Source organism: Coprococcus hominis (ex Arizal et al. 2022) (assembly GCF_040094675.1).
Taxonomy (GTDB): domain Bacteria; phylum Bacillota; class Clostridia; order Lachnospirales; family Lachnospiraceae; genus Coprococcus_C; species Coprococcus_C hominis.
The window spans coordinates 435,576-461,372 of sequence record NZ_JBBNHG010000031.1 but is presented as its reverse complement, the minus strand read 5'-3'; the positions used below and the strand labels follow the sequence as shown (position 1 = coordinate 461,372).

The following is a 25,797-nucleotide window of genomic DNA, read 5'->3' as shown; positions in this document are numbered from 1 at the left end:
TAAAATAAAAAATAATTATGGTTTGAAAAAGGATTCAGGAAGGAATACAAATCAGAATATGGAATTAGATCAGATACGAAAACAGATCAACGCGGTGGATGATGCGATGCATCGCTATTTTACGGATCGCCTGCGCTGCTCGGAAGATGTGGCAGAAGCGAAGCTTCAAACGCAGGACAGCGTATACAAACCAGAGCGCGAAAAGCAGGTGTACGCACGTTTCCCCGGTGATGCAGATGAGGAAAAACTGTACCGTCTGTATGTGCGGAAGGTTATGCAATTATCGCGGTATCATCAGTATGGAATCTTCCTTGGAAAAGGAAATGTGGATACGGAATTTGAGACGCAGTATAGATCAGTTCAGGCAGCGATAAACGAAAGAGACACCACAGATGCATCTGTGAAGATCGAGCTGACACCCAATCCACAGGCGGAACAGGGGATGTCTATACAGGATATGCTTTCCGTACTTGGCGACTTCGGAACCGAAGTGACTGCATTGCAGTACGAGGGCAGTAAAGTAAGTGTAACCGTGCGTGTTTCCGGTACGGATGCACTCGAATCACAACGAAGGTTATTTTACATGTTATACAAGGAAAGTGTGACGTATAAGATGTATGTAGTATAAATACACAGGAGGATTATTATGCTCATAGTTGATGGTCACGTCGTCGATCCTGCAACCGGGTTGCACGAGATCGCAGACGTATTGATTGAACAGGATTGTATAAAGAAGATTTACGTGCGAAGCCGCGGCGAGCAGGCAGATTACAACGAAGCCCAGGAAAATGGACATCTTGTGATCGATGCAAAGGGTAAATATGTAATGCCGGGGTTTATTGATCTGCATGTACATTTTCGTGATCCGGGACTGACATACAAGGAAGACATCATTACCGGTTCGCGTGCAGCAGCCGCGGGTGGTGTGACGACAGTCTGTGCGATGCCAAACACAAAACCGGTTGTCGATAACGTGGAAGTATTGCAGGATATTTTGCAACGTGCGGAGCATGCATATGTGCATGTGAAGCAGCTTTCCTCTATTACGAAAGGGATGGAAGGAAAAGAGCTTGTCGATATGGAAGCGATGTTAAAGGCAGGCGCTGTTGCATTTTCCGAAGATGGAAAAAGTGTTATGGATATCCGTGTCTACCGCGAGGCGATGAAGAAAGCAGCCGAGCTTGGTGCAGTGATCATGGCGCACTGCGAGGACAAGGATCTCGTTGGAAAAGGCGTGTTAAATGAGGGCGTTGCATCCGAGAAGTTCGGTGTGCCGGGTATTCCGAATTCCGTGGAGGATGTCATCACCGCGCGTGATATTTTTCTTGCACATGAGACAGGGGCGAAGCTTCATATCTGCCATTGTTCCACAATTGGAACGGTCGAGCTTATGCGAATGGCGAAGCGGCTTGGTGCGCATGTCACAGCCGAAGTTTGTCCGCATCATTTCACATTGACGGATGCAGATATCAAGGAAGCCAACAGCAACTACAAGATGAATCCGCCACTCCGGACAGAGAAGGATGTAAAGGCACTGGTGGAAGGGCTGGTAGACGGAACGATGCCTGCAATCTCTACCGATCATGCACCACATTCCGCAGAAGAGAAGGATCAGTTCTTTGATAAGGCACCATTTGGAATCGTCGGATTAGAGACGTCTGCCGCACTTACGTATACGGCACTTGTAGCACCGGGCCTTATGGATATCATGGATATGGCGACGAAGATGAGCTACAATCCTGCGAAGATCATCGGCATCGATGACAAGTACGGAAGACTGACACCGGGAGCGAAGGCGGACATCGTAATCTTCGATCCGGAAGAAACATGGGTCGTTGATCCGATCAAGTTTGAATCGAAGGGACACAATACCCCATATACCGGACAGACATTAGTTGGAAAGGTTCTGACAACCATCGTAGATGGTGAGCTCCGCTACAATGGGGCAATTATAGAAGATCAGTAGGAGGCCGTTGAGCGGATGCGAGTGGCATTACCATAATAGGAGGACAAATAAATGATTAATGAATTAGTAGCACAGATTGAGAAGAAGGACGCACCGATTGTAGTCGGATTAGATCCGATGCTTTCCTATGTACCGGAGTATATCCAGAAGAAAGCATTTTCTGAGTATGGAGAGACCTTAAAAGGTGTAGCCGAGGCAATCTGGGAATACAATAAAGGAATTATCGATGCAACTTACGATCTGATTCCGGCAGTGAAACCGCAGATCGCAATGTATGAGCAGTTTGGAATCGAGGGACTCATTGCATTCCACAAGACCTGTGCATATGCAAAGGAGAAGGGACTTGTAATCATCGGCGACATCAAGCGTGGTGACATCGGATCTACATCAACGGCATATGCAGTCGGACATCTTGGCAAGGTGCAGGTAGGAAGCAAAGAATATGCTGGATTCGATGAGGATTTCGTGACAGTCAATCCATATCTTGGAACCGATGGTGTGAAGCCATTTGTGGATGTATGCAAGCAGTACAATAAGGGTATCTTCGTACTTGTGAAGACATCCAATCCATCTTCCGGCGAGTTCCAGGATCAGCTTATTAATGGCCGTCCATTGTACGAGCTTGTTGCAGAGAAAGTCGTTGAGTGGGGTGAAGCCTGCATGGGCGATACATATAGCAATGTCGGATGTGTGGTTGGTGCGACATATCCGGAGATGGGTAAGATACTCCGGAAGCTGATGCCGAAGACATACATCCTTGTACCGGGCTACGGTGCGCAGGGCGGCAAGGCAGAAGATCTCGTACATTACTTCAATCCGGATGGACTTGGTGCGATCGTCAACTCTTCCCGTGGCATCATCGCTGCTTACAAGCAGGACAAATACGCATCCTTCGGTGAGACCGGATATGCAGATGCGAGCCGCCAGGCAGTCAAGGACATGATCGCCGACATTAACGGCGCCAGAGCAAACCGTTAAGAGAATTAAGAGGAGTCGAAAATGGGAAAGATAAAGATGGAGGCGAAGATCGTCCGTCAGGACGAGATCGCCACAGACATATATTCAATGGTGATACAGGCACCGGAGATTGCCAGCCAGGCAGTACCGGGACAGTTTATCGACGTGTATTCTGCAGATGGAAGCAAGCTGCTTCCACGTCCGATCAGTTTGTGTGAGATTGACCGTGCAGCAGGTACACTCCGGATCGTATATCGTATTGCAGGAAAGGGCACAAAGGAATTCTCGATGCTCACTTCCGATCATACAATCACGATACTCGGACCACTCGGAAACGGATTTACGAAGAAGGATAAGAAGGCAATCCTGATCGGCGGCGGAATCGGTATTCCACCGATGCTGCAGCTTGCGAAGGAGCTTACCTGCGAGAAGTCGATCGTGCTTGGATTCCGTGATGAGGAATTCTTATCAGAGGAATTTGAACCATATGGAACCGTATACAAATCCAGCGACAACGGCGCAATCGGTGTCAAAGGAACGGTTATGGATGCAATTCGCCAGTACGGCATCGAGGGCACAGAGATTTATGCCTGCGGACCAACACCGATGCTTCGTGCGATTCAGAGCTATGCACTGGAACATGGCATCGAAGCACAGTTATCCTTAGAAGAGCGTATGGCATGCGGTGTGGGTGCCTGCCTTGCCTGCGTATGCAAGTCGAAGGAGATTGACGACCATTCACAGGTGAAGAATAAGCGTGTATGCAAGGATGGCCCTGTATTTTATGCTGAGGAGGTGGAGCTGTAATGAATACAAAGGTAAGTATTGCAGGTGTGGAGCTTAAGAATCCAATCACCGTTGCATCCGGTACATTTGGCTCTGGTATGGAATACGATGAGTTCGTGGACTTAAATCTCCTTGGAGCGGTAACGACAAAGGGCGTGGCGAATGTTCCGTGGCCGGGCAACCCGACACCACGTGTGGCAGAGACCTATGGCGGTATGATGAATGCAATCGGATTGCAGAATCCGGGAATCGATACATTTGTGAAGCGGGATATCCCATTCTTAAAGGAGAAGGATACGAAGATTATTGTCAATGTGTGTGGCAAGAGTACCGAAGATTATCTGGACGTTGTGGAACGGCTTGGTGATGAGCCGGTTGACCTTCTGGAGATTAATGTATCGTGCCCGAACGTGAAAGAGGGTGGTATCGCATTTGGACAGGATCCAAAAGCACTGTATGATATCACGAAGGCAATCAAGGCGAAGGCGAAGCAGCCAATCATCATGAAGCTTTCTCCGAATGTCACAGATATTACGGAGATGGCGAAGGCAGCCGAGGCAGCCGGAAGTGATGCACTTTCTCTGATCAATACATTGACCGGTATGAAGATCGATGTGAAACGCCGGACGTTTGCAGTTGCAAACAAGACGGCTGGTGTATCCGGCCCGGCAATCCATCCGATCGCAGTGCGTATGGTATATCAGGTGGCAAATGCCGTGAAACTGCCAATCATCGGTATGGGCGGCGTAATGAATACCGAGGATGCACTGGAGATGATCATGGCTGGTGCGACCGCAGTTGCTGTTGGAACGGCGAATTTCCACAATCCATATGCAACCGTTGAGATTATAAAAGGAATTGAGGAATATATGCAGACAAACGGGGTAGATGATATCAACACCCTGATTGGCTGTGTAAAATAAATGATTATGAGTTTGTTCAAGAAACGAAGATATTATTTTACAGATTCATCGTTTGCGAGCGATACGATTATCGCTGACTGCATGGGTGGAATCGCGCTGATTATCGAAGTTGTCAGTGTGATCGTGTCCATCGCGACGGCGGGGCATGTGCCGGAGGTATTCGGGTTATTGTATATCATCGCCATGCTGCTGTCGATCGTTGGAGAGATCTTTGCACGCATGGGTTTACAGTCCCAGAAGGGCGGCGTGCGTGGCAAGCGGATCTCCATCTGGCTGAACATCGTATCCTTTGTGGTTCCGGTCATAATCATTTTATTAGGCAGATTTTAAAGTCTTCGGACGAGGTAGGAGGAAACTATGAACGACGCAGATTTGCAGGAGCGTATGCAGCTTGCGATAGAACGAATCAGTGAAATAAAGGAAGAGGATCAGACAATCTGGGATACACTTGCGAAGATGGATGCAGGTGCGAAGAATCTCAAAACATATTTTGACAGTGTGGCAGAGTTTATTCTGTATGTGTATGACGTGTACGAGATTGTGTCACAGCCGGGAAAGATCGACCTTCCACTTTCGAAATTACAGGAGATCAATCACAATTTATATGTAGACATTTTGCCGGAGCATTATGGCGCAAGCTTTGCAAACCCGGATTATGCCGTGGAAAAACTTGGTGAATATGGCAAATATTTATGCATGTTATACGCAGAGATCCGTGCTATGATTGCGTACGCGTATGAAGATGAGATGCAGGCGATGATTTCCCTGATGGAGCTTTTCTTAGAGGTGTATGGAATCTTTACTGCATCCGAAGGAGAGAAGCTTCCAGACGAGAAGGAGATCAAGGAAGCTATCTATTACTATATGTATGATTATGCGGATGTGCTTGTTGCAAGAAGAATCCGGGAGACGGTTACATGCGTGAATCCTTTTGCGTATGATATCATCATGCAGAGTGACCTTATGACACCGGATTATCTGTATGCGTACGGCGAATATATCGGTGAAAATGAGCTTCGGATGGCGCAGTATCTGGCGAAGCTTCCGGAGGAGAAGATCGAAAGACTGGCACGCACGTATGTGCAGGGCTTTATCAAGGGCTTTGAGACGATGCGGATCGATATCAGCCCGAAGAAGTCTGTGAATATCCGCTATGCAATCGGACAGGAGCGCATGGTGAAAGCGGCAATCCAGATGTTTGAGAAAGAAGGTCTGGCATCAATACTGTTCCGGTATCCAGTCAGCCGTATGAACCGGAAGGCAACGATCCGTACCGGATATGCTGCGACACCGGCGAACAAGCAGTATGAGTATGACCATGCGGGCGATGATGCAGTGTTCTTCGACCGCGCGTTTATGGAGCGGAAGCTCGAAGTTATGGAGCAGACCTATGAGCAGGAGAAAGAAGCTGCGCTTGTCTATGCAGGTCCGGCGGTCATTGAGGTGTTCGGCGAAGATCCGTTCAGCCCGCAGACGAAGCCGACAGTCTGGAAATTATCCGACAAGCAGCAGAAGATGTCTGTGGAATATGCGTCGAAGGCGGCGGAGATCACAAATCATTACATTCCACATGACCAGTACAGCTTCACGATTATCGCATATCCAATCCCGGAGATCGGTGAGAATTTCGAGGAGATCTTCGATGCAGTTGTGGAAGTGAATACGCTCGATAATGAGAAATACAAATCCATCCAGCAGACGATGATTGATTGTCTCGATGATGCAGAATATGTACAGGTACTTGGCAAGGGTGGCAACCAGACGGACATGAAGGTGATGCTGCACAAGATCGACCGCAAGACACAGACGAACTTCGAGAATTGTCTGGCAGATGTGAATATCCCGCTTGGTGAAGTATTTACTTCCCCGGTACTCAACGGTACGAAGGGAACGCTGCATGTGAGCCAGGTGTATTTGAACGAACTCAAATACACAGACTTGAAGCTTACCTTCGAGGATGGAAAGGTTGCCGATTATACCTGTAAGAACTTCGAGGATGAGGCAGAGAACAAGCGGTTTATCAAGGAGAATCTGCTATTCCACCATGAGACACTTCCAATCGGTGAATTCGCGATCGGTACGAACACGACGGCATATGCGATGGCAAGAAAATATGACATCTTATACAAGCTCCCGATTCTGATTGTAGAGAAGATGGGACCGCATTTTGCAGTCGGTGATACCTGTTACAGCTACAGCGAGGACAGCCGCCTGTACAACCCGGATGGCAGAGAGATCGTAGCGAAGGAAAATGAGTGCTCCGCGCTGCGCAATTCAGAGGACAAGGAGGCGCGGGCAGGTGCATATTTTAACTGCCATACCGATATCACGATCCCATATGAGGAGATTGGTGGAATCTATGCCGTGAAGCCGGATGGCACAAAGACGGCAATCATTGAGGATGGAAGATTTGTGCTTCCGGGTACAGAAGCACTGAATGAAGCACTGAAGTAAGCGTGCTAAGAGAAAGATTTCTGCGGAAGCCGGTTGTTGACTTCTGATAGAATATAAAAATTATAAAATGGAAGACACAGGAAGGAAGAAAAAATGGGTACGAAAAAGATCGGTGATCTGATTACAGATAACATGGGGGTATACGAAGGAAAAACAAAGCTTTCGTTCGGAAAGCTGGTATTGCTCGGTATGCTGGCAGGTGCTTTCATTGCGATTGGTGCATCGAGCAGTAGCGCGGCAGTTTACGGAATCAGCAATACAGGACTTGCGAAGTCATTAGCAGGTGCGATATTCCCGGTGGGATTGATGTTTGTTGTGCTGATTGGCGCAGAGCTTTTCACAGGTGACTGCTTGATGTCATTTGCTGTATTTGACAAGCGGATCAGGCTTCTCGATATGATTCGTGTATTGGTAGTTGTATTTATCACGAATCTGATCGGTGCGTGTATCGTAGTTGTGCTGGTAAACCGTTGTGGACAGCTTGATTATGGGAATGGCGCACTTGCAGCAGCGACGATCAAGACGGCTTATAATAAGATGAATTTAAGTTTCATGAAGGCATTTACATCTGGAATCATGTGTAACATCCTTGTATGTCTGGCAGTGCTTCTGGCAGGTGTATGTCAGGATGCGATTGGAAAGATCTTCGCATGTTTCTTCCCAATTTGGGCGTTTGTTATTGCAGGCTATGAGCACTGCGTGGCAAATATGTATTACATTCCTGCCGGACTTCTTGCAAAGCACGGTGAGGCATACTACAATGCGGCAATCATGGCAGGCATGACACCGGATCAGCTTGATTCGATGACAGTTGGTAAGTTCTTCCTGAACAACCTCCTTCCGGTAACACTTGGAAATATCGTGGGTGGAGTCGTATTTGTAGCGTTACCACTGTACCTGATTTACAGAAATAAAAACAAGGCAGAAGCATAGAACTTTTGCAGAAAGGACGTGAAATATGGCAAAACGTGTAATATGGATCGTACTTGACAGTGCAGGAATCGGAGAGGAACCGGATGCAGATAAGTTCGGCGATGTTGGCTCCGATACATTTGGACATATTTTAGAGACATATCCAGATGCAAAATTTGACAATCTGACGAAGCTTGGACTTCGTGCGATTGAGAACACATCGTTTTACGATGCAGCAACAAAGCAGGATGTGATCGGCGTGTATGGAAAGGCACAGGAGTTATCCAACGGCAAGGATACGACAACCGGACACTGGGAGATGATTGGGATTCATACAAAACATGCATTCCCGACGTATCCAAATGGATTCCCACAGGAGATTATCGATGCATTTATCGAGCAGACCGGTTGTGGAGCCATCTACGGAAACAAGGTCGCATCCGGCATTCCGATCATTGCAGAATATGGCGAGGAACACATGAAGACCGGATATCCGATCGTCTATACGTCGGCAGATTCGGTATTCCAGATCGCAGCGTCCGAGGAGAAGGTCGGACTTCCAAGATTGTATGAGATGTGTGAGATTGCAAGAAAGATTCTGGTTGGTGAGCATGGCGTCGGACGTGTGATCGCAAGACCATTTGTACGAAAAGGCGATGGGTTCGAGCGTACGAGCAACCGGCGTGACTATGCGTTAGAACCATCGGAACACAATGTGCTGGTGCATCTGGCAGATGCGGGCGTGCGGGTATGCGGAGTCGGTAAGATCAGTGATATCTTCCATGGCAGTGGCATCTGTGCGTCGGTGCATACGACCGGAAATACCGATGGCATGCAGAAGACGCTTGACTATATGCAGACAGAACCGGCGGGACTGATCTTCACGAATCTGGTTGATTTTGATATGAAATACGGACATCGAAGAGATACGCTTGGCTATAAGAATGCGCTCGAAGAATTCGATGCATGGCTGCCGAAACTGTATGCGCAGATGACGGACGAGGATATTTTGATCGTGGATGCGGATCACGGCTGTGATCCAACCTTTAAGGGAACCGATCACACACGGGAATATATTCCGATTCTGATGTATGGAAAGGGATTGAAGCAGGGAACGGATCTTGGCACAAGACCGACTTTTGCGGATATTGGAAAGACCGTGGAGGAGTACCTGCTTGGAAGCTGTGTGGATGATGAAAAGGCAATTGGGAAGAGTTTCCTGCAGGATATTATGTAGCATGATATGACAATCGCTAGGATGTATTTACGACACAGGGGGTGACGTAAGATGTATCGAATGTACGATATGATCATGAAGAAGCGGAACGGCGCAGAGCATACTGCAGATGAGATCCGTTTTATCGTGGAAGGGTTTACGAAGGGAGAAATCCCTGATTATCAGATGAGTGCGTGGCTGATGTGTGTCTACTACAAAGGCATGACGCACGATGAGACCTGCGCACTGACACATGCGATGGCGGAAAGCGGCGACCAGCTCAGTCTTGCAGCCATCCACGGTGTGAAGGTCGATAAGCACAGTACCGGAGGTGTCGGGGATAAGACGACATTTATCGTGGCGCCGATCCTCGCAAGTCTGGGGGTACCGGTTGCGAAGATGAGCGGCAGAGGACTTGGACACACGGGCGGTACGATTGATAAGTTAGAGGCGATTCCGGGTTTCTGTGTGAGTATCCCGGAGACAGAATTTATTGAACACGTCAATTCGATGAAGTTGGCGCTTGTCGGACAGACCGGAGATCTGGCACCGGCAGATAAGAAGATCTATGCGCTGCGCGATGTGACGGCGACAGTCGACAGTCTGCCGCTCATTGCATCTTCGATTATGAGCAAGAAGCTTGCGGCAGGTGCGGATGCAATCGTGCTGGATGTGAAATGTGGCAGCGGCGCATTTATGAAGAACGAAACAGATGCAAAGGCGTTGGCACAGATCATGGTTGATATCGGCAAATCTGCTGGCAGAACGTGTTATGGTGTGATTACGGATATGAACGAACCGATCGGCTGCAAGGTTGGCAATGCGCTCGAAGTGATCGAGGCGGTGCAGGTGTTGTCGATGAAGGATGTGAAGCCATATCTCACATATGACACAAGCGGGGATACAGACTTGCAGAGCCGGTGTGATGCCTATAGTGCAATCGAAAATATAGCGCAACAGGGATATGGTGCGGACCGCACAGACAAGGCAGATTGTGCGGGTATGGAAAATTGTGCGGGCTACGACAGGCATGGTATTCACCGCCTGCTTACTGTATCACTCACATTGGCGGCATACATGTATATGGCGGCAGGAAAATCCGATGATTTTGAAGCTGCGAAGGCACAGTGTGAAAAAGCAATCGAGAGCGGTGCGGCACTTGCCAAGTTCAAAGAGTTTGTGGAAGCACAGGGTGGCGATGGCACATACATCGACGATGTGAACAAATTCCGGCTCGCGGCAAACTGTGTTCCGATCGTCTGTGAAGAGGATGGATATCTGGCAGCCTGCAACACAAGCGAGGTTGGCATGGTGAACCTCATCTTAGGCGGCGGACGTGCAACGAAGGACAGCACGATCAACTTAGGTGTCGGGCTGGATATCAGAAAACATCTGGGCGACGCAGTGCGAAAAGGCGACGTGCTTGCTTATATGTATATCGATGATATGGGTGTATTCGAAGAAGCAAAGAAACGGTTGCTTGGGGCATATACGGTTGAGCAGAGACAAATAAAACCAGAGAAACTTGTGAAAGATATAGTGGTGTAGGGAAAATTACAGGAGGGGCGAATGAAAAAACGTAGAGGGAAGAGACTTGTTGCATATATCATTGCATTTGCAATGATATTCAGTATGGGTATGACGGAACTGTCGCCAATCGCAGAGGCGGCACAGTACACAATACTGGAGACGGATGTAAGTGCGCCATCGACAGGATGTACGATGTTCGGGGTGTATGGAACGTATTATGTAGATGCACAAAATGCATTGAACCGGATTAATGAAATAAGAAAAGAAGCATGCGAGGCAGGAAATGTACCAGATCCGAGAAATTCAAACCGGATGCTTACGGCATCCGATTATGTACCAATCAAATGGTCGACCGATCTGGAGCGGATTGCGAGAATCCGTGCGGTGGAAGGTGGATTGTGTTTCGGATTTGTGGGAAGTGGACATAACCGTCTGAATGGGAAAGGCTTGAGTACTGTAAAATACAATGGTGTATCAACATATGCCGAAGTGTTAGCGTATAATTGGAATAAGGGAAATCTGGTATCGGGGATTAACCAGTGGTATGACGAGAAATCTGACTGGGTAAAGCAGACATCAGATGCCGTAACCGGTCACTATACAAGCATGATTGATCCAAGGAATACCTATGTTGGACTGGGGGATTTTTATACAACTGCCTCTGGTTATCCGAATACGTTAGCGGGTGAGTTTAACAGCACTTCCCAGAGCTTAAGCCAGTCTGCCTTATCAGGACATACAGATATTATGCAGAAAGTCGAAGTAAAAGACGCATATATCAACAAGTATTATCTTAAGGGGGAAGCAACACAGTATTTAGGAGAAACGCAGAAACTCACACCGATGGTTCATCTGGTAAATGGATCAAAGACTCTTGATCTCTGGGTGATTGATACTGTTACATACACATCCTCTGATACAACAGTAGCAAGCGTGACAGCGGATGGAGTAGTTACTGCAAAGAAAGCCGGAACTACAACGATTACTTGCAAAAAAGGAAGTACCGTACTTTGTACATTTAGTCTTACTGTGAGCTGTAATCATAATAAAGTATTGCAGTCAACAGTTCAACCAACGTGTCAGACAACCGGAGAGAACATATACAAGTGTTCAAAATGCGGGATGACCATAAAAGAAACAATAGAAAAAGCACCACATTCCTACGTCTATGGTACGGCTGACAGTACAGGCAAGGCAACCGGTGTCTGCTCTTTCTGTAACGCAACGATTACGATTGTTCCTCCGACATCAATGTTGTTATGTTGGAGAAATAGTGAATCGTCGGATAGTTATTATCATCTAAGTGTACCAACTGAAAATTCAGTAGGTTCAAATATTTTGTGTTATGTAAAAGATGTGAATGGAGATAGCGGTTATCGAGATGTTATGTTTGAAAGCTCAGATGACAGTATTGTAGAGGCTCCCAAAAAGAGTATTGTACAACCGAACGATGCTGTTTTGAAAGTGAAAAAAGCAGGAATTGTTACGATTTCTGTATACCCAAAATACAACCCTTCTATAAAAAGATCCTACACAATTCGAGTAGGAGCAACTGGATCGGTAGATATCAGTAATGCGGTAGTGACACTGGCGAAGACGTCTATATCATGTGGAACAAGTACATCTGCGGTTGCTCCAACAGTAACTTATAATGGCATTAAGCTGACAAGCGGAACAGATTATACCGTGAGTCATTCGACGAGTGGAACAACAGGTACATGCAAGATTACGGGTAAAGGCATCTTTTCAAAATCAGTTGAGAAAACATACACCATTACACATACATATGTGAATGATCCGACAGTAACAGGAGCATTAAAAAGCAATGCAACGTGTACGAAGAAAGCAACATATTACAAGAGCTGTTCCAACTGTAAAAAGCTAAGTACAGAGACTTTTGAATCTGGCAGTCTGGCAGCACATTCTTATACGGTACAGCATGTAGATACAGCGCATTTCGCGAGTGCAGCAACCTGTGAAAAGCCGGCAGCGTATTATTATAGCTGTGCGGGATGTGGACAGAAGGGAACGACAACATTTTATAGCGGAGACAAACTGAACCATCAGTATACACAGAAAGTTCAGACGGAAGCTGCGTTAAAGGAACCGGCAAATTGCGTATCGCCGGCAATTTATTATTATAGTTGTGCGAGATGCGGAGCAGTAGATAAGTCTGCAAATGCAAAAACGTATACATATGGTACGGCAGGGGATCATTCTTATACTAAAAAGATAATATCCGATACATATCTTGCAAGTGCAGCGAATTGTTCATCATCAGCCAGATATTACTATGCATGCAGTGGATGTAATAAGAAGGGAGATGTGCAATATTCGTATGGAACAGCATTGGGGCATGCGTATTCTGTAAAGCATATATCTGATGCTTACATGGCAAGTGCAGCAACATGTACGTCACCGGCAACATATTATTACGAGTGCAGTCGGTGCGGAAAAACAGGTACAGATGTGTTTACGTATGGTGATAAATTGCCGCATCAATTTACGGCGAAGATAGTAAGCAATACAACGAAAAAGTCGGATGCAACCTATGATTCGCCAGCTGTGTACTATTATAGCTGTTCACAGTGTGGCGCGGTAAGTGGAAGCAGTACATTTACATATGGAACTACGGTACCAAGACCAACGGTAATTCCACAAGTAGATGTCAGCTACAAGACGCATATCCAGACATATGGTGATTCCCAACCGGCAATGTCAAATGGCTGGATGGCAGGTACAAGTGGTGAAGCAAAACGATTGGAAAATATCTGGGTACGTGTATCCGGAAATGCAAATCTTGGTGTACAGTACACTACACATTGCCAGACGTATGGCTGGCTGCCGTGGTCTGCAAATGGCGAGAAAAACGGAACGAGCGGTGAGGCAAAACGTTTAGAAGCGATCAAAATCCGTCTGACCGGAGCAGATAAAGATAACTATGATATTTATTACCGTGTACATGCACAGTCATTCGGCTGGCTTGCATGGGCAAAAAATGGGGAACCATCAGGAACAGCAGGGTATGGAAAGCGGTTGGAAGGAATTCAGATTGTCGTAGTGAAGAAAGGAGAACCGGCGCCAGGACAATCGTATGCGAATGTGAATCCGTCATCTGTGAATACCCGTGCTTATGTTGCTTTGCAGAATGGTTCGATTCAGATTCCGGGGGATGCGTATAACGCCAATATAATGTATAAGACCCATGTACAATCCTTTGGCTGGCAGACATGGAAAACCAACGGACAGATGTCCGGAACCAGCGGCAAGGCAAAGCGGTTGGAAGGAATCAATATCAAGTTGTCGAACGCATCATATTCAGGTGGTGTAAGGTACACAACGCATGTACAATCTTATGGATGGCAGGGAAATGAAAATGATCCGAATACATGGAAAAAAGATGGAGAAATGTCCGGTACAAGCGGACAGGCAAAACGATTAGAAGCAATCCGGATTTCGCTCTATGGAGAGATGGCAGAACACTATGATATTTATTACCGCGTACATGCACAGTCGTTTGGCTGGCTGTCGTGGGCAAAAAACGGAGAAGCATCCGGAACTGCCGGACTGGCAAAAAGACTGGAAGGTATACAAATCATATTGGTTCCAAAGGGATCTCCGGAACCCGGAAGAACATACGATAACATAACAGCAACAAATACTGTTTCCTTTATCAGGAGATAGTGATACAATACAATATATTTAACATCAAGGAGGCAGAACAAATGAGAGTAGCAGTGATTATGGGATCCACAAGTGATCTTCCAAAGGTAGAGCCAGCAATTAAGATTCTGAAGGACTATGGCGTACAGGTTGATGTGCGTTGCCTGTCAGCACACCGTGCACATGCAGGACTTTCCGCATTTATCGAGGAAGCAAACGGAAACGGCACAGAAGTGTTTATTACAGCCGCAGGTATGGCAGCCGCACTTCCGGGCGTTGTTGCAAGCCAGACGGTTCTTCCGGTTATCGGTGTTCCAATCTCAGGTTCCGTACTCGATGGACAGGACGCACTTTACTCTATCGTGCAGATGCCATCCGGAATTCCGGTTGCAACCGTAGCAATCAATGGTGCAAAGAATGCCGCATATCTCGCATTGCAGATCATCGGTGTACAGCATAAGGAAGTGCAGGAAAAGCTCCTTGCAGAGAGAAAGCAGATGGAAGAAAGCGCCATGAAGGCAAACGAAGAAGTGATTGCAAAATACAACTAAGACAAGTTGCAGAGACAACACCAATTTTTAACAAAATTCCATTTTACTTTACTATCTTTATCAAGTATAATAAAAGCAACGTGGATTTCACGGTATGAAGATGAGAATTATAGGAGGGTTTTATTACAATGGGAATTTTACAGAGATTTAAAGACATTATGGCTTCAAATATCAATGCACTTCTCGATAAGGCAGAAGATCCGGAGAAGATGATTGATCAGACACTTCGTAACCTGACAAAGGATCTGGCAGAAGTGAAGAAGGAAACAGCTGCCGTTATGGCAGATGAGCAGAGATGCAAGCGCGAGCTGGATGAAGTGAATTCTGAGATTACGAAGATGCAGGCATACGCAGAGAAGGCACTTCTTGCCGGAAACGAAGCAGATGCCATGAAGTTCTTAGAGCAGAAGAACCAGCTTACAGCGAAGCAGGCAAGCTTGCAGCAGACCTATGATGTTGCAGCTGCAAATGCGATGAAGATGCGTCAGATGCATGACAAGCTTGTGACAGATATCAACCAGCTTGACTCCCGCCGTGATGCAATCAAGGCGAAGATGAAGGTCGCTAAGACTCAGGATCGTCTGAACAAGATGACGAACAATCTGTCAGATTCAGCAAGCAGCATGGCTGCCTTTGATCGTATGGAAGCAAAGGCGAACGCAATGCTTGATCAGGCAAATGCCATGACCGAATTAAATCAGACAACACAGGAGAGTGGCATCGACAGTTTAGCAGCCAAGTATGATGCAGCTCCAAATGCAGCTGTACAGGATGAGCTGGCAGCGATGAAGGCAAAGTTAGGTTTACAGTAAACCGATGCCGGGATTAAATGACAAACAGTTAGAGGCCTGTTGTACAACCGACGGGCCTTTACTTATTTTAGCAGGTGCGGGTTCTGGAAAGACCAGAGTGATCACGCACCGGATCGCATATCTGATCGATGAGATGTCAGTCAATCCATACAATATACTGGCAATCACATTTACGAACAAGGCTGCGGCAGAGATGCGGGAACGAGTAGATAATCTGGTAGGATTTGGCGCTGAGAGTGTGTGGGTATCGACCTTCCATTCCATGTGTGTGCGGATTCTGCGGAAACATATTGACAAGATCGGTGGAACAAGCAGTTTCACGATCTATGATGCAAGTGAACAGAAGACTGTTGTAAAAGAAGTGTTGAAATATCTGCAACTAGACCCGAAGCTCTATCCGGAGCGGGCGATGCTTTCGGCGATATCGAAGGCAAAGGAAGGGTACATGACACCGGACGATTATGAGAAAGCACATGCGGCAAGCTTCCGGGATCAGAAGATTGCGGAGGTTTACCGGGAGTATCAGAAACGTCTCCAGAGCAACAATGCGCTTGATTTTGATGATTTGATTTTCAAGACGATCTTTCTTTTTGAGACGAATCCAGATGTGCTTGCCGAGTACCAGACACGGTTTAAGTACATTATGGTGGACGAGTATCAGGATACGAACCATACACAGTTTATATTGGTGAAGATGCTGGCTGCAAAATACCGGAATTTGTGCGTCGTGGGTGATGACGACCAGAGTATCTATAAGTTCCGTGGCGCGAACATCTATAATATCCTGAATTTTGAGGAAGAATATCCGGATGCCAAGGTAGTAAAACTGGAGCAGAACTACCGTTCCAAGGCGAATATCTTAAATTCTGCAAATGCGGTGATCGCGAATAACGAGGGAAGAAAGGATAAACGTCTTTGGACAGAGCAGGAGGATGGTGAGAAGGTAACATTTACCCGGTACGGCACGGAGTACGAGGAGGCGAACGGCGTTGCATCTCGGATCAAGATCTTGAAGAATCAGGGGGTATCACTCGATGATATCGCAATCTTGTATCGTACCAATGCGCAGTCCCGTGTGCTTGAGGAAAAACTTCTGTATGAGAATCTCCCATATAAAATCTATGGTGGACAGAACTTCTATGGAAGAAAAGAAATCATGGATCTCGTAAGTTATCTGAAGGTGCTTGCAAACCCGATCGATGATCAGGCAATCAAGCGTATCATCAATGTGCCGAAGCGTGGTATTGGTGCGACGACCGTGGATAAGCTTGATATGTATGCGCAGTCCAATGGATATAATCTGTATGATGCACTGTTAGATATCGAAGAAGTACCTGACATGACACGGAATGTGGAGAAAATCCGGAAATTTACAGATATGATGGAAGGATTTAAAGCACGACTGGTACATGGAGAATTCATCAGTGAAGTGTTCGATGCAATCATGGATGAAAGCGGATATCGCGAAGCATTGGAGGCGGAAGCTACGGATGAAGCGCGTACCCGGTTGGATAACTTAGAGGAATTAAAGAATAAGATCGTTACCTATGAAGAGAGTGCAGAGGTGCCAACACTGACTGGACTTCTCGAAGATATCGCGCTGGTGGCAGATACCGAGGAGGAAGACGAGGATGGTGTGCCAACCGCAAAGGTGACGCTGATGACCTTACATAGTGCGAAAGGCTTGGAGTTTCCGTATGTATTTATGACTGGTATGGAAGAACGGTTATTCCCAAGTGGCATGTCGCTGGATTCGGATGATCCGGATGCACTTGAAGAGGAGCGGAGACTTTGCTATGTCGGAATTACACGTGCGATGGAGAAACTGTATATGACGGCTGCCGGACAACGGATGGTGCATGGTTCGACGAATTTCGAGGAAGTATCGCGGTTCGTCAAGGAGATTCCGAAGCATTATTTGGAATATGAGGAGAAAGCCTTTGGCTATGCTCCAGCAAATATGGATCGGATTCCGTCGAAGAAACCGGCAGAGCAGGTAATTCAGTTAAAGGCATACGGAAAGAACAACCCGTATACACGACCTGCCACAGCTACTGCGAACCCGAGCGCCAATCCGGGATTCGGGAAGGCATTCCCGATGGGAAATACAGCGTCGGCACCGGCAAGCTATGAAGTAGGGGATAAAGTACGCCATATTAAATTTGGAAATGGCGAGGTGATTGATGTGATTCCATCGGGCGGCGATCAGGAAATCGTCGTGAATTTCGACCGTGTTGGTGAAAAACATTTATTTGCATCGCTTGTAAAAATGAAAAAGTTGTAAATCACGGTAGAAATATCGGATAAGCTGTGGTAAAATTAGTTTATCAGTAGCGATGAAAGGAAGGTAGAAAACTATGAGAAAGTGTTGTGACGAAGTAAAAGTTGTAAAAGAAGACGAATGCGTAACAGAAGCAAAGAACGCGTTTCTCTCTGTTGCATTGATCGTTGGTATTCTGACAATCATCGTAGGTATCTGCGTAGCAGTTTACAAGTACCTGACACCAGATTACTTAGATGATTTCGATGATTACGATGATGACTTTGATGATAGCTTCTTTGATGATGACGATGCAGAGGCATCCACAGAGGAGAAGAAGGACGAAGAATAAAACATACTTCGGAAGATGGTTACAAAACCTGCCACACTAGAATTGGTGTGGCAGGTTTTTTGTGTTTTAATAGTCAAAAAAAACACAAATTTATAGACGCAATATGTTGAAAACACAAGCACTTTCATGTAAAATATTATGCGATAGTGGGTTACTGTCGATATAAAAATTGAACAGTAATAATTCATAACTTAATTTTACTCTGCACAGAGGGATGTCAGAGTTTATCATAAATGGTTCCAATGCATAAATGCAAGGATGCATTAGGAAAAAAGAAAATGGAGGATGGAGTTTATGAACAAACAAAAAAACAAGAAAAAAGTGATTGCATTTCTGCTTTCTATGTTGATGTTAATTTCATTATTCCAGAACATCAGCTATACACCGATTGCGGAAGGCGGGGAGACAGAGAGTGTCGCATCGGAGAGCGATGCAAATTTCGCAACAGGGCAGCAAAGTTTAGGAACACAAGAAAATCAAAATGGTGTTCCTTTAGAAGAAGAGAATCTGAATGAAACCTCACAAAATGTGGCAGATGATTCCGTAGATCTTTCACTTTGGAACAATGCATATACAGATACGTCAAATGGAATAACGATGAATTTCACTGCCAGTGTTAAACATAATGGGCAGGAGACGGATTTGGATCAGGTAACAAAAGTATTTGAAGGTGATGAGTTTAACTTAAAATATAAATGGGAGTTAGATAACAGTGCCATTCCAAGAGATGGAAATCCTATTTATATCAAAGTAAATTTTAATGATTTGAATAACCTTGAATTGATATCCGGAAAACAGGATATTATGCTTGAAGGAAAAAAAGTAGGTTATATTTATATTAGTAATGGTTATGCATATATATGCCTTGATAATCAGACTTTCTTGACGGAAAACACAAGAAAGGGAGATGGAACAATATATGGAAATGTAAAGCTGACGGAAACCGATAAGGGATCCGGAGATAAAATAACGATTGGAACTGCAAAGAAAAAAGTTTCAGATGTGATTTACGATGATGGAACCGCAACAAGTACATTGACAGTACAGAAAGCAACCGATGGAAAAGCAACCTATGACAAGAGTACAAATACGTGGAAGCAGTCATATAAGTTGACATTAAAAACGACTGGCTCTGTGTCCGGGGTATCTTTGACAGATAGTTTAGGTGCAAACTTAAAGAATATCTCCAATATCAAGATTGCAAGCAGCAATGATTCAAATGTCACTGCGAATACCATATATGGAAGCTTTGGTGCTCTGGCAAATGCTTTGAACAAACTTGGTTCATCGGATGGCAGTACTACGACCGTGGAAGTTACTTATGATGTAGAGACAGATGAAGGTATTTTTGATCCGGATAATGCGAATAGTACTTCTTATACGAATACAGTAGATTATACATATAAGAATAATAAAAAAGAGACAAAAACGGGAACTACATCGGCAACTTACGATGTGACAAGACCGGAAGTAAAGAAAACAGGGTCACTGGATAAAACTTCTAAGGTTGTGACATGGACGATTACGATTGATCTGAAGGATTATGCAGGAGAGTATACTTCTTTGGATGCACTTCTTGGCTCTGGAACTATCGTAGATATGCCGGAGATTGGATCAGCATTATGTGATAAGGATGGCAATCTGCAGGGAGGTACAAGCCAGACGCTGCCTGCTTCTGCCTTTAAGGAAAACAATGGTGTATATACGGCGACTGTTTATACAAAGGTAACAGATAATTATATGGATTCTGCGACCAAACTGGATGTGAAAAATGATGTAACTCTTACAACAGATAAGGGCTATAAATATATGGGAACCGGAACTGTGCAGACACCAGGAAAAGATTGGACTATCGAAAAGCATGCGGTGAAAATGCAGGATGGATATATTTACTGGACGGTTTCTGTGAAGGACATTCCGGAAGACCTGACAAATGTATATATCAAGGATAATATGCAAAAATATTGGAATAATCCGGGAAGCATGTCAGGTATATATAACACAAAGATTACATTTACAAGAAAAGACAATTCGACGTTTGCTGTAGATGCGACAGATTCCAATGATGCCAATATTGAGAATGAATATGTGATATATACACCGGATACTGCAGGTAATAACGGAGGATATGATTATAAATTTGAATTTAAAGACAGTCTATTTACAGGAAGCAGTCCGGTAAAGGAAATAACGTTAGAATATAAAACTAAGGTTTTGGATACGGACCTGAACCAGGTGCAGAGGAATTTTAAAAATGTGGCGACTATTTATTATTCAGCAAATGGTAAGGAAGAGTCAAAGTCTGGTGAGGATATATATAAAAATCCATTGCCGCCTTTGAATAAGACGGTTACAGCGAAGGTAGACGAAACAGGTAAAATCAGCTACATGTTAGATGTGTCATTGAATTCCATGGCGCTTTCAGGTGGAGAATCTGTTACGATTGCGGATACATTACCAACGGATATGAAATTATCTTCCAGCATGATAACTGCATACTTCTATGTCAGGGATGTAGCGCATAATACAGCGGGTAAGTTATCGGATATGTCGTATTATGCAGGTGGAGCAACGATACCGAACATTGGTCTTCAGACAAGTGAAACGAATGGAATTGCAAGTTTTACGATTCCGGTTACTGCGGATTATATTGCTTTGATGAATGCCATTGACAACTATTCAGCGGGAACAGAGACACATATCCGGATTGAGTATACGACAGAAGTAACAAGTTTGGAGGATTTTGCAAAGAAGGGATCGGAAACCTTTACGAATTCTGCTCAGCTAAAGATAGGAAGTACGAATGTTGGAACACCAGTATCAACGACAACGACGTTGAAAGCACCTGCATTGGTATCGAAGGACGGAGTATTTTACGGTACCTATGATAACACGACAGGTGCAGATAACAGTAAATATAATACAGCGGAGTATACGATCGAAGTCAACAAGGGTGCTTATGATCTGGTACCGGGAGATGGAAAATTAACGGCTGTGGATAAACTTGGTACTGCATTCTCTTATAATATGCAGAGTATCAAGGTATACGAAGTAAATGGCGGTACAGAAACACCATTGACAAGTGGAACCGATTATACAGTCAGCTATGATGGATCTTCGAATTCACTTAGGTTTGAATTACCGGATAGCAAGTATTTGAAGATAACTTATACAACGAGGTGTAATCTGAAGTTTACACAAGGCAATAGTTCGATTACTTTGACGGATGAACAATCCTCTAATACATTTACGTTGAACGGATATCAGGCGGATCAGGGTGGATCGAAAACATTCCAGGGACAGGTGTTCACAAAAGGACAGCATGAGGCAGAATCCAATTATGGCTCGATTGAGTTATACAAATACTGGACAGATGCGGCTGGAACGACACATGCACTGAAAGATTCTACATTCCGTTTGTATGAAGCAACCTATGATTCTGCGACGGGAACCATGACGAGAGGTAACTTGGTACGGGATACGGATGTGCTGAAAGTAACCGATGAGGTTGCTGGTAAGTTGACAATTGATCGATTGAATTATGATCAGATTTATGAGTTGGTCGAAGTATCTGCTGCAGAGGGATTTGATGTTCGGGCGGATTCGTTCTACTTCGTGCTTCAAAAGTCATCCAGTATAACGATTCCGAGCGGATACGAGGGAAAGACGTTTACAAATGATACGGGATATAATCTTCCATATGAGAATGAAAAGTCTACATACTATACAGGTTCCTACGACTTCTCAGCTACAAAGCAGTTGGATGGCACAACCGCTTATGCAAGTGGCAACACCTATACCTTTAAGAATTTTGCAGTGGAAGAGGTATCAGCAGACGCTGCAAACGCTACCAAGGTAAAGGATATTACAACCGGAACAACTGCTGGAAATACAACAGGAGCGATTACATTTGCAGATAAGGTAAGTTATAGTTCTGCAACAGCAGGAGATGTAGGAAAACATTACTACAAGGTTTATGAGAAAAGCTCTGGGTACACAGATGTAACAACGGATACGAACTATTATATTCTGACGGTAGATGTTGCATTGGATAATGCTACAAATCCGACAAAGCTGGTTGCAACATGCAGTAAGATTACGAAGTATAACAGTGCAGGAACCGGTACCACGGCTTCAGAGGTTGTATTTAATAATACGACCGTGACTACGACGATTCAGGGTACAAAATCATGGGTTGGTGATACCACAGCAGATCGTCCGGCTAGCATTCAGGTAAAGTTATATAAGTTGAAACAGGGTGGAAACGAGAATGACGATGCCGATTGGGAGCAGGTCGGAGCAGTCAGGACTGTAGATGCAGCAAGTGCATGGAAGTATTCATTTGGAACATTGCCAAAGTATTATCCGGGAATGGCTACTGAGATTCCATATAAGGTAGTAGAGACAGCGGTCGCTGGATATACGACAAGTTACCCTGCAGGTACTTATGATATCGTGAATACAATGATTCAGACATCTGGCAGCATTACATTTACTGCATTAAAGAAGCTGGATAATGCAACGAACTATTCAGCTAACTATACATTTGCGGGATTTGCAGTGGATGAGCTGAATGCAGATCTGTCAATAAAGACGGCAGGGGCTGCTACAGGAACAACAAATGGAAGTACAAATGGAACCGTAACATTCACACCACTAACATATGATTCTGCAGTGACAGGAAATGTCGGAGAGCACATTTACAAGATTTATGAAAAAGAATCTGGTTATGCAGGTGTTACAAAAGATGATACATATTATGTAGTCAAGGTAAATGTGACTAAGAATACTGCAAGCAACAAATTGGATGTCGCAGTTACTTCCGTACAGAAATATGTGAATGGAGCTGCGAGCGGCAGTGCAGGCACAAGCTTAGGTGCAGTCATCTTCGAGAATAAAACGGAAAAAACATCTGTATCGGGCACCAAGACATGGGTAGATACGGGATATGAAGCGTATCGTCCATCCAGCATTGAGTTGAAACTGTATCGATTGAAGAAGGGTACGACAGCCGATTGGAAGTTGGTAAAAACACAGAGTCTGAGTACAACAGAAACGACGAAGAACTTTACCTTTGATAATTTGGATAAATACTATGCAGGTACAAATGTGGAAATCCAGTATAAGGTAGAAGAGACACCGGTTTCTGGGTATACGACGACATATGCAGCGAATGGCTATGATATCACGAATACCTTACAGACAACGAAGGTGTCAATCCGGAAGGATTGGGATGATAATAATGACGCAGATGGGAACAGACCACAGAATCTTAAGGTTTCCTTAATGGAAAATGGAGTTTCCCTGTCGAAGGATATTACATTGACGGCAGCGAATAACTGGACGGCAAGCTGGGGCAATCTGCCGGTTTATAAGAATGGTGTAGAGATTCAGTATTCGGTTGTTGAGGATACTGCAAGCATGCCTGCTTCATATTCACAGAAGTCTTCTGTAATCCAGAAGCAGAGCGATGGAACGTATCTGGCGGTTATCACAAACCAGTATTCGATGGATAAAGTCAGTCATACAGTGACAAAAGTATGGGAAGATGACAACAACCGCGATGGTTTGCGGACACCAATTACGGTACAGCTTATGGCAGATGGCGTGGCTGTAACAGATCCGGATGCAACGCAGGAATTGAATGAGACAAACCATTGGACATACACATGGAATGATCTGAATAAGCAGGATGCAAGAGGAAACAATATCGTGTATACGGTCGAAGAAGTTGGTACAGTCACAGGCTATACAAAAGCTACTGTATCAGCAGGATCAGCCACAACGATTACGAATACACATACAGTTCGTACAAGAGACATTACAGTCGATAAAGTATGGGCGGATAATAATTCTACATCCCGTCCAACGAGTGTAAATGTTCAGTTGTATGCAAATGGTTCTGCATTTGGAACTGCTGTAACACTGGAAGATGCAAATCACTGGACTTATACATGGAATGACCTTCCATATAATGAGGCTGGACAGGAGATTGCGTATACAGTCAAAGAGGTAGCTGTACCACAGGGCTATGGTGTATCTTACAGCCCGATGACAGTTGATACGACAACAGGAAATGGATCTATTACAGTTACAAACTCTTATCCGTCTACGACAAGAACGGTGACAAAGGTATGGGATGATCAGAATAATAATGATCGGAAACGACCAACCAGCATACAGGTACAGTTAATGTATGATGGAAATGTATATGACACGGTAACTTTGAGTGAAACAAATCATTGGACTTATACATGGACAGAGCTTCCGAAGTACAGTGATGTAGCAGCAAATACAGAATATGTATATACAGTCAAAGAAGTCGATGTGCCAGCCGGATATATTGTAAGTTATGTGAAGAAGAATGCTTCTGGTACAACTGTGACAGCAGAAGATGCTGGTGAAAACGGTGTATTTGAGGTTAGAAATTCATATACAACACAAAAGGGTGATATCGAGGTTGAAAAGAAGTGGGTTGGCGATAACCTGGCAGCAGATGATCATAGTACGATCACAGTAACTCTTTATAAGAATGGTGTTGCAACAGCAAAGACTTTGAAACTGGATAAGACAAATAACTGGAAGGGTACATTTACAGATCTCGACAAATACGAGAATGGCGTTGAGATATCGTATAGTGTGAGAGAGACAGAGGTTACAAATTATGCGACTTCCTACGAACCAGCAAGTGGAAGCATTGGAGATAAAATCGTTGTGAAAAATACATATGCTCCGGCTAAGCTTGTGTTGACAAAGACCATAGCGGGTGGTGTATCCAAAACAGATGCGGAGCAGACAATTCGCTTTGAGGTTGTTGAGGATGCAACCGGTACAAAGACAACATATAGTCTTGCAGATTTTTCTTATGATACTGCTAGTAAGACGTGGTCAAAGGAAATCAGTTGCAATGCAGGCAGCTATACAGTCAATGAGATTGCTTCAGATGTAGATGGATATACGTTGAGCAAGATCACATATGTTGTAGACGCGCAGACTGCAGTGGAGGGCAAAACCGCTTCGGTTGTAATCGGAGATCATGCGACAGCAAATGTTGCGTATACAAATACGTATGACAAGATAACGACTGAGACAACAGAAACAACTGAGACGACCGAAACAACGGAAACGACTGAAACAACGGAAACCACAGAAACAACAGATACAACCACAGAGATTACGACGACGGAGACAAGTACTACGAGTACGACAACCACGACGACAACTACTACGACATCATCCAATACAGTGAAGAAAACAGGCGATACAGCGCCGATTGCGCCAATCACCATTATAATGATAGTTGCGGCTGTTGGAATAATCATACTTGGTGTTTCCAAAAAGAAACGAAGCGATAAGTAAATAAGTTTTACGAAGAAGGGCTTTCTATAAGCCCTTCTTTTAAGTAAACAGAAGGA

16 protein-coding genes are annotated in these 25,797 nt (G+C 44.8%); all 16 read left to right on the top strand.

Translation table 11 applies throughout. The features are described 5' to 3' along the window. The first annotated feature begins 58 nt into the window (after positions 1-58). The 16 genes from AAAT93_RS07645 (at position 59) to AAAT93_RS07570 (ending at position 25,741) form a co-directional block, all read left to right on the top strand. Positions 59-628, top strand: a complete 570-nt coding sequence (locus AAAT93_RS07645) for a chorismate mutase (RefSeq protein ID WP_227572901.1) — start codon at positions 59-61, stop codon at positions 626-628. Positions 629-640: 12 nt separating this feature from the next. Then, entirely contained in the window at positions 641-1,966 is a 1,326-nt protein-coding gene (locus tag AAAT93_RS07640; RefSeq protein WP_117780969.1) for a dihydroorotase, read from the top strand. A 51-nt stretch (positions 1,967-2,017) separates the two neighbouring features. Next, the gene (gene pyrF / locus AAAT93_RS07635; protein ID WP_227572900.1) at positions 2,018-2,944 is read left to right on the top strand and encodes an orotidine-5'-phosphate decarboxylase; all 927 of its coding nucleotides are present in this window, start codon (positions 2,018-2,020) and stop codon (positions 2,942-2,944) included. 21 nt (positions 2,945-2,965) lie between these two features. After that, complete coding sequence (locus AAAT93_RS07630) at positions 2,966-3,730, top strand: dihydroorotate dehydrogenase electron transfer subunit (RefSeq protein WP_118734017.1); 765 nt, start codon at positions 2,966-2,968, stop codon at positions 3,728-3,730. Continuing rightward, positions 3,730-4,632 (top strand): dihydroorotate dehydrogenase, encoded by a 903-nt coding sequence (locus AAAT93_RS07625; protein WP_117780966.1) that lies wholly within the window; start codon positions 3,730-3,732, stop codon positions 4,630-4,632. The genes AAAT93_RS07630 and AAAT93_RS07625 overlap by 1 nt, the downstream gene beginning before the upstream one ends. Continuing rightward, positions 4,633-4,962, top strand: coding sequence for a hypothetical protein (locus AAAT93_RS07620; protein WP_021984958.1), 330 nt, complete (start codon positions 4,633-4,635; stop codon positions 4,960-4,962). It abuts the gene before it with no gap. A 27-nt stretch (positions 4,963-4,989) separates the two neighbouring features. Next, on the top strand, positions 4,990-7,086 hold the full coding sequence (locus AAAT93_RS07615) for an aminopeptidase (RefSeq protein ID WP_117780965.1): 2,097 nt from the start codon (positions 4,990-4,992) through the stop codon (positions 7,084-7,086). A 93-nt stretch (positions 7,087-7,179) separates the two neighbouring features. Beyond that, positions 7,180-8,019, top strand: a complete 840-nt coding sequence (locus tag AAAT93_RS07610) for a formate/nitrite transporter family protein (RefSeq protein ID WP_227572899.1) — start codon at positions 7,180-7,182, stop codon at positions 8,017-8,019. Positions 8,020-8,044: 25 nt separating this feature from the next. Beyond that, positions 8,045-9,235 (top strand): phosphopentomutase, encoded by a 1,191-nt coding sequence (locus tag AAAT93_RS07605; RefSeq protein ID WP_118734019.1) that lies wholly within the window; start codon positions 8,045-8,047, stop codon positions 9,233-9,235. Positions 9,236-9,286: 51 nt separating this feature from the next. Beyond that, on the top strand, positions 9,287-10,762 hold the full coding sequence (locus AAAT93_RS07600) for a thymidine phosphorylase (protein WP_227572898.1): 1,476 nt from the start codon (positions 9,287-9,289) through the stop codon (positions 10,760-10,762). Between the two features lie 21 nt (positions 10,763-10,783). Further along, positions 10,784-14,428 carry a CAP domain-containing protein gene (locus AAAT93_RS07595; protein ID WP_188332007.1) on the top strand — a complete coding sequence of 1,215 codons (3,645 nt, stop codon included), beginning with the start codon at positions 10,784-10,786 and terminating at the stop codon, positions 14,426-14,428. A gap of 41 nt (positions 14,429-14,469) precedes the next feature. Next, positions 14,470-14,958 carry a 5-(carboxyamino)imidazole ribonucleotide mutase gene (purE, locus tag AAAT93_RS07590; RefSeq protein WP_021984952.1) on the top strand — a complete coding sequence of 163 codons (489 nt, stop codon included), beginning with the start codon at positions 14,470-14,472 and terminating at the stop codon, positions 14,956-14,958. 128 nt (positions 14,959-15,086) lie between these two features. Continuing rightward, on the top strand, positions 15,087-15,770 hold the full coding sequence (locus AAAT93_RS07585) for a PspA/IM30 family protein (RefSeq protein ID WP_021984951.1): 684 nt from the start codon (positions 15,087-15,089) through the stop codon (positions 15,768-15,770). Between the two features lie 4 nt (positions 15,771-15,774). After that, complete coding sequence (locus tag AAAT93_RS07580) at positions 15,775-18,054, top strand: ATP-dependent helicase (RefSeq protein WP_227572897.1); 2,280 nt, start codon at positions 15,775-15,777, stop codon at positions 18,052-18,054. 73 nt (positions 18,055-18,127) lie between these two features. Continuing rightward, positions 18,128-18,382, top strand: a complete 255-nt coding sequence (locus tag AAAT93_RS07575) for a hypothetical protein (protein ID WP_021984949.1) — start codon at positions 18,128-18,130, stop codon at positions 18,380-18,382. 294 nt (positions 18,383-18,676) lie between these two features. Next, positions 18,677-25,741, top strand: coding sequence for a Cna B-type domain-containing protein (locus AAAT93_RS07570; protein WP_227572896.1), 7,065 nt, complete (start codon positions 18,677-18,679; stop codon positions 25,739-25,741). The last annotated feature ends 56 nt before the right edge of the window (positions 25,742-25,797 follow it).

What these genes read in the sequence shown, in the direction of transcription:
- AAAT93_RS07645 (WP_227572901.1), top strand. Translation starts at nt 59, where the DNA reads ATGGAATTAGATCAGATACGAAAACAGATCAACGCGGTGGATGATGCG.
- pyrF (WP_227572900.1), top strand. Translation starts at nt 2,018, where the DNA reads ATGATTAATGAATTAGTAGCACAGATTGAGAAGAAGGACGCACCGATT.
- AAAT93_RS07630 (WP_118734017.1), top strand. Translation starts at nt 2,966, where the DNA reads ATGGGAAAGATAAAGATGGAGGCGAAGATCGTCCGTCAGGACGAGATC.
- AAAT93_RS07625 (WP_117780966.1), top strand. Translation starts at nt 3,730, where the DNA reads ATGAATACAAAGGTAAGTATTGCAGGTGTGGAGCTTAAGAATCCAATC.
- AAAT93_RS07620 (WP_021984958.1), top strand. Translation starts at nt 4,633, where the DNA reads ATGATTATGAGTTTGTTCAAGAAACGAAGATATTATTTTACAGATTCA.
- AAAT93_RS07615 (WP_117780965.1), top strand. Translation starts at nt 4,990, where the DNA reads ATGAACGACGCAGATTTGCAGGAGCGTATGCAGCTTGCGATAGAACGA.
- AAAT93_RS07610 (WP_227572899.1), top strand. Translation starts at nt 7,180, where the DNA reads ATGGGTACGAAAAAGATCGGTGATCTGATTACAGATAACATGGGGGTA.
- AAAT93_RS07605 (WP_118734019.1), top strand. Translation starts at nt 8,045, where the DNA reads ATGGCAAAACGTGTAATATGGATCGTACTTGACAGTGCAGGAATCGGA.
- AAAT93_RS07600 (WP_227572898.1), top strand. Translation starts at nt 9,287, where the DNA reads ATGTATCGAATGTACGATATGATCATGAAGAAGCGGAACGGCGCAGAG.
- AAAT93_RS07595 (WP_188332007.1), top strand. Translation starts at nt 10,784, where the DNA reads ATGAAAAAACGTAGAGGGAAGAGACTTGTTGCATATATCATTGCATTT.
- purE (WP_021984952.1), top strand. Translation starts at nt 14,470, where the DNA reads ATGAGAGTAGCAGTGATTATGGGATCCACAAGTGATCTTCCAAAGGTA.
- AAAT93_RS07585 (WP_021984951.1), top strand. Translation starts at nt 15,087, where the DNA reads ATGGGAATTTTACAGAGATTTAAAGACATTATGGCTTCAAATATCAAT.
- AAAT93_RS07580 (WP_227572897.1), top strand. Translation starts at nt 15,775, where the DNA reads ATGCCGGGATTAAATGACAAACAGTTAGAGGCCTGTTGTACAACCGAC.
- AAAT93_RS07575 (WP_021984949.1), top strand. Translation starts at nt 18,128, where the DNA reads ATGAGAAAGTGTTGTGACGAAGTAAAAGTTGTAAAAGAAGACGAATGC.
- AAAT93_RS07570 (WP_227572896.1), top strand. Translation starts at nt 18,677, where the DNA reads ATGAACAAACAAAAAAACAAGAAAAAAGTGATTGCATTTCTGCTTTCT.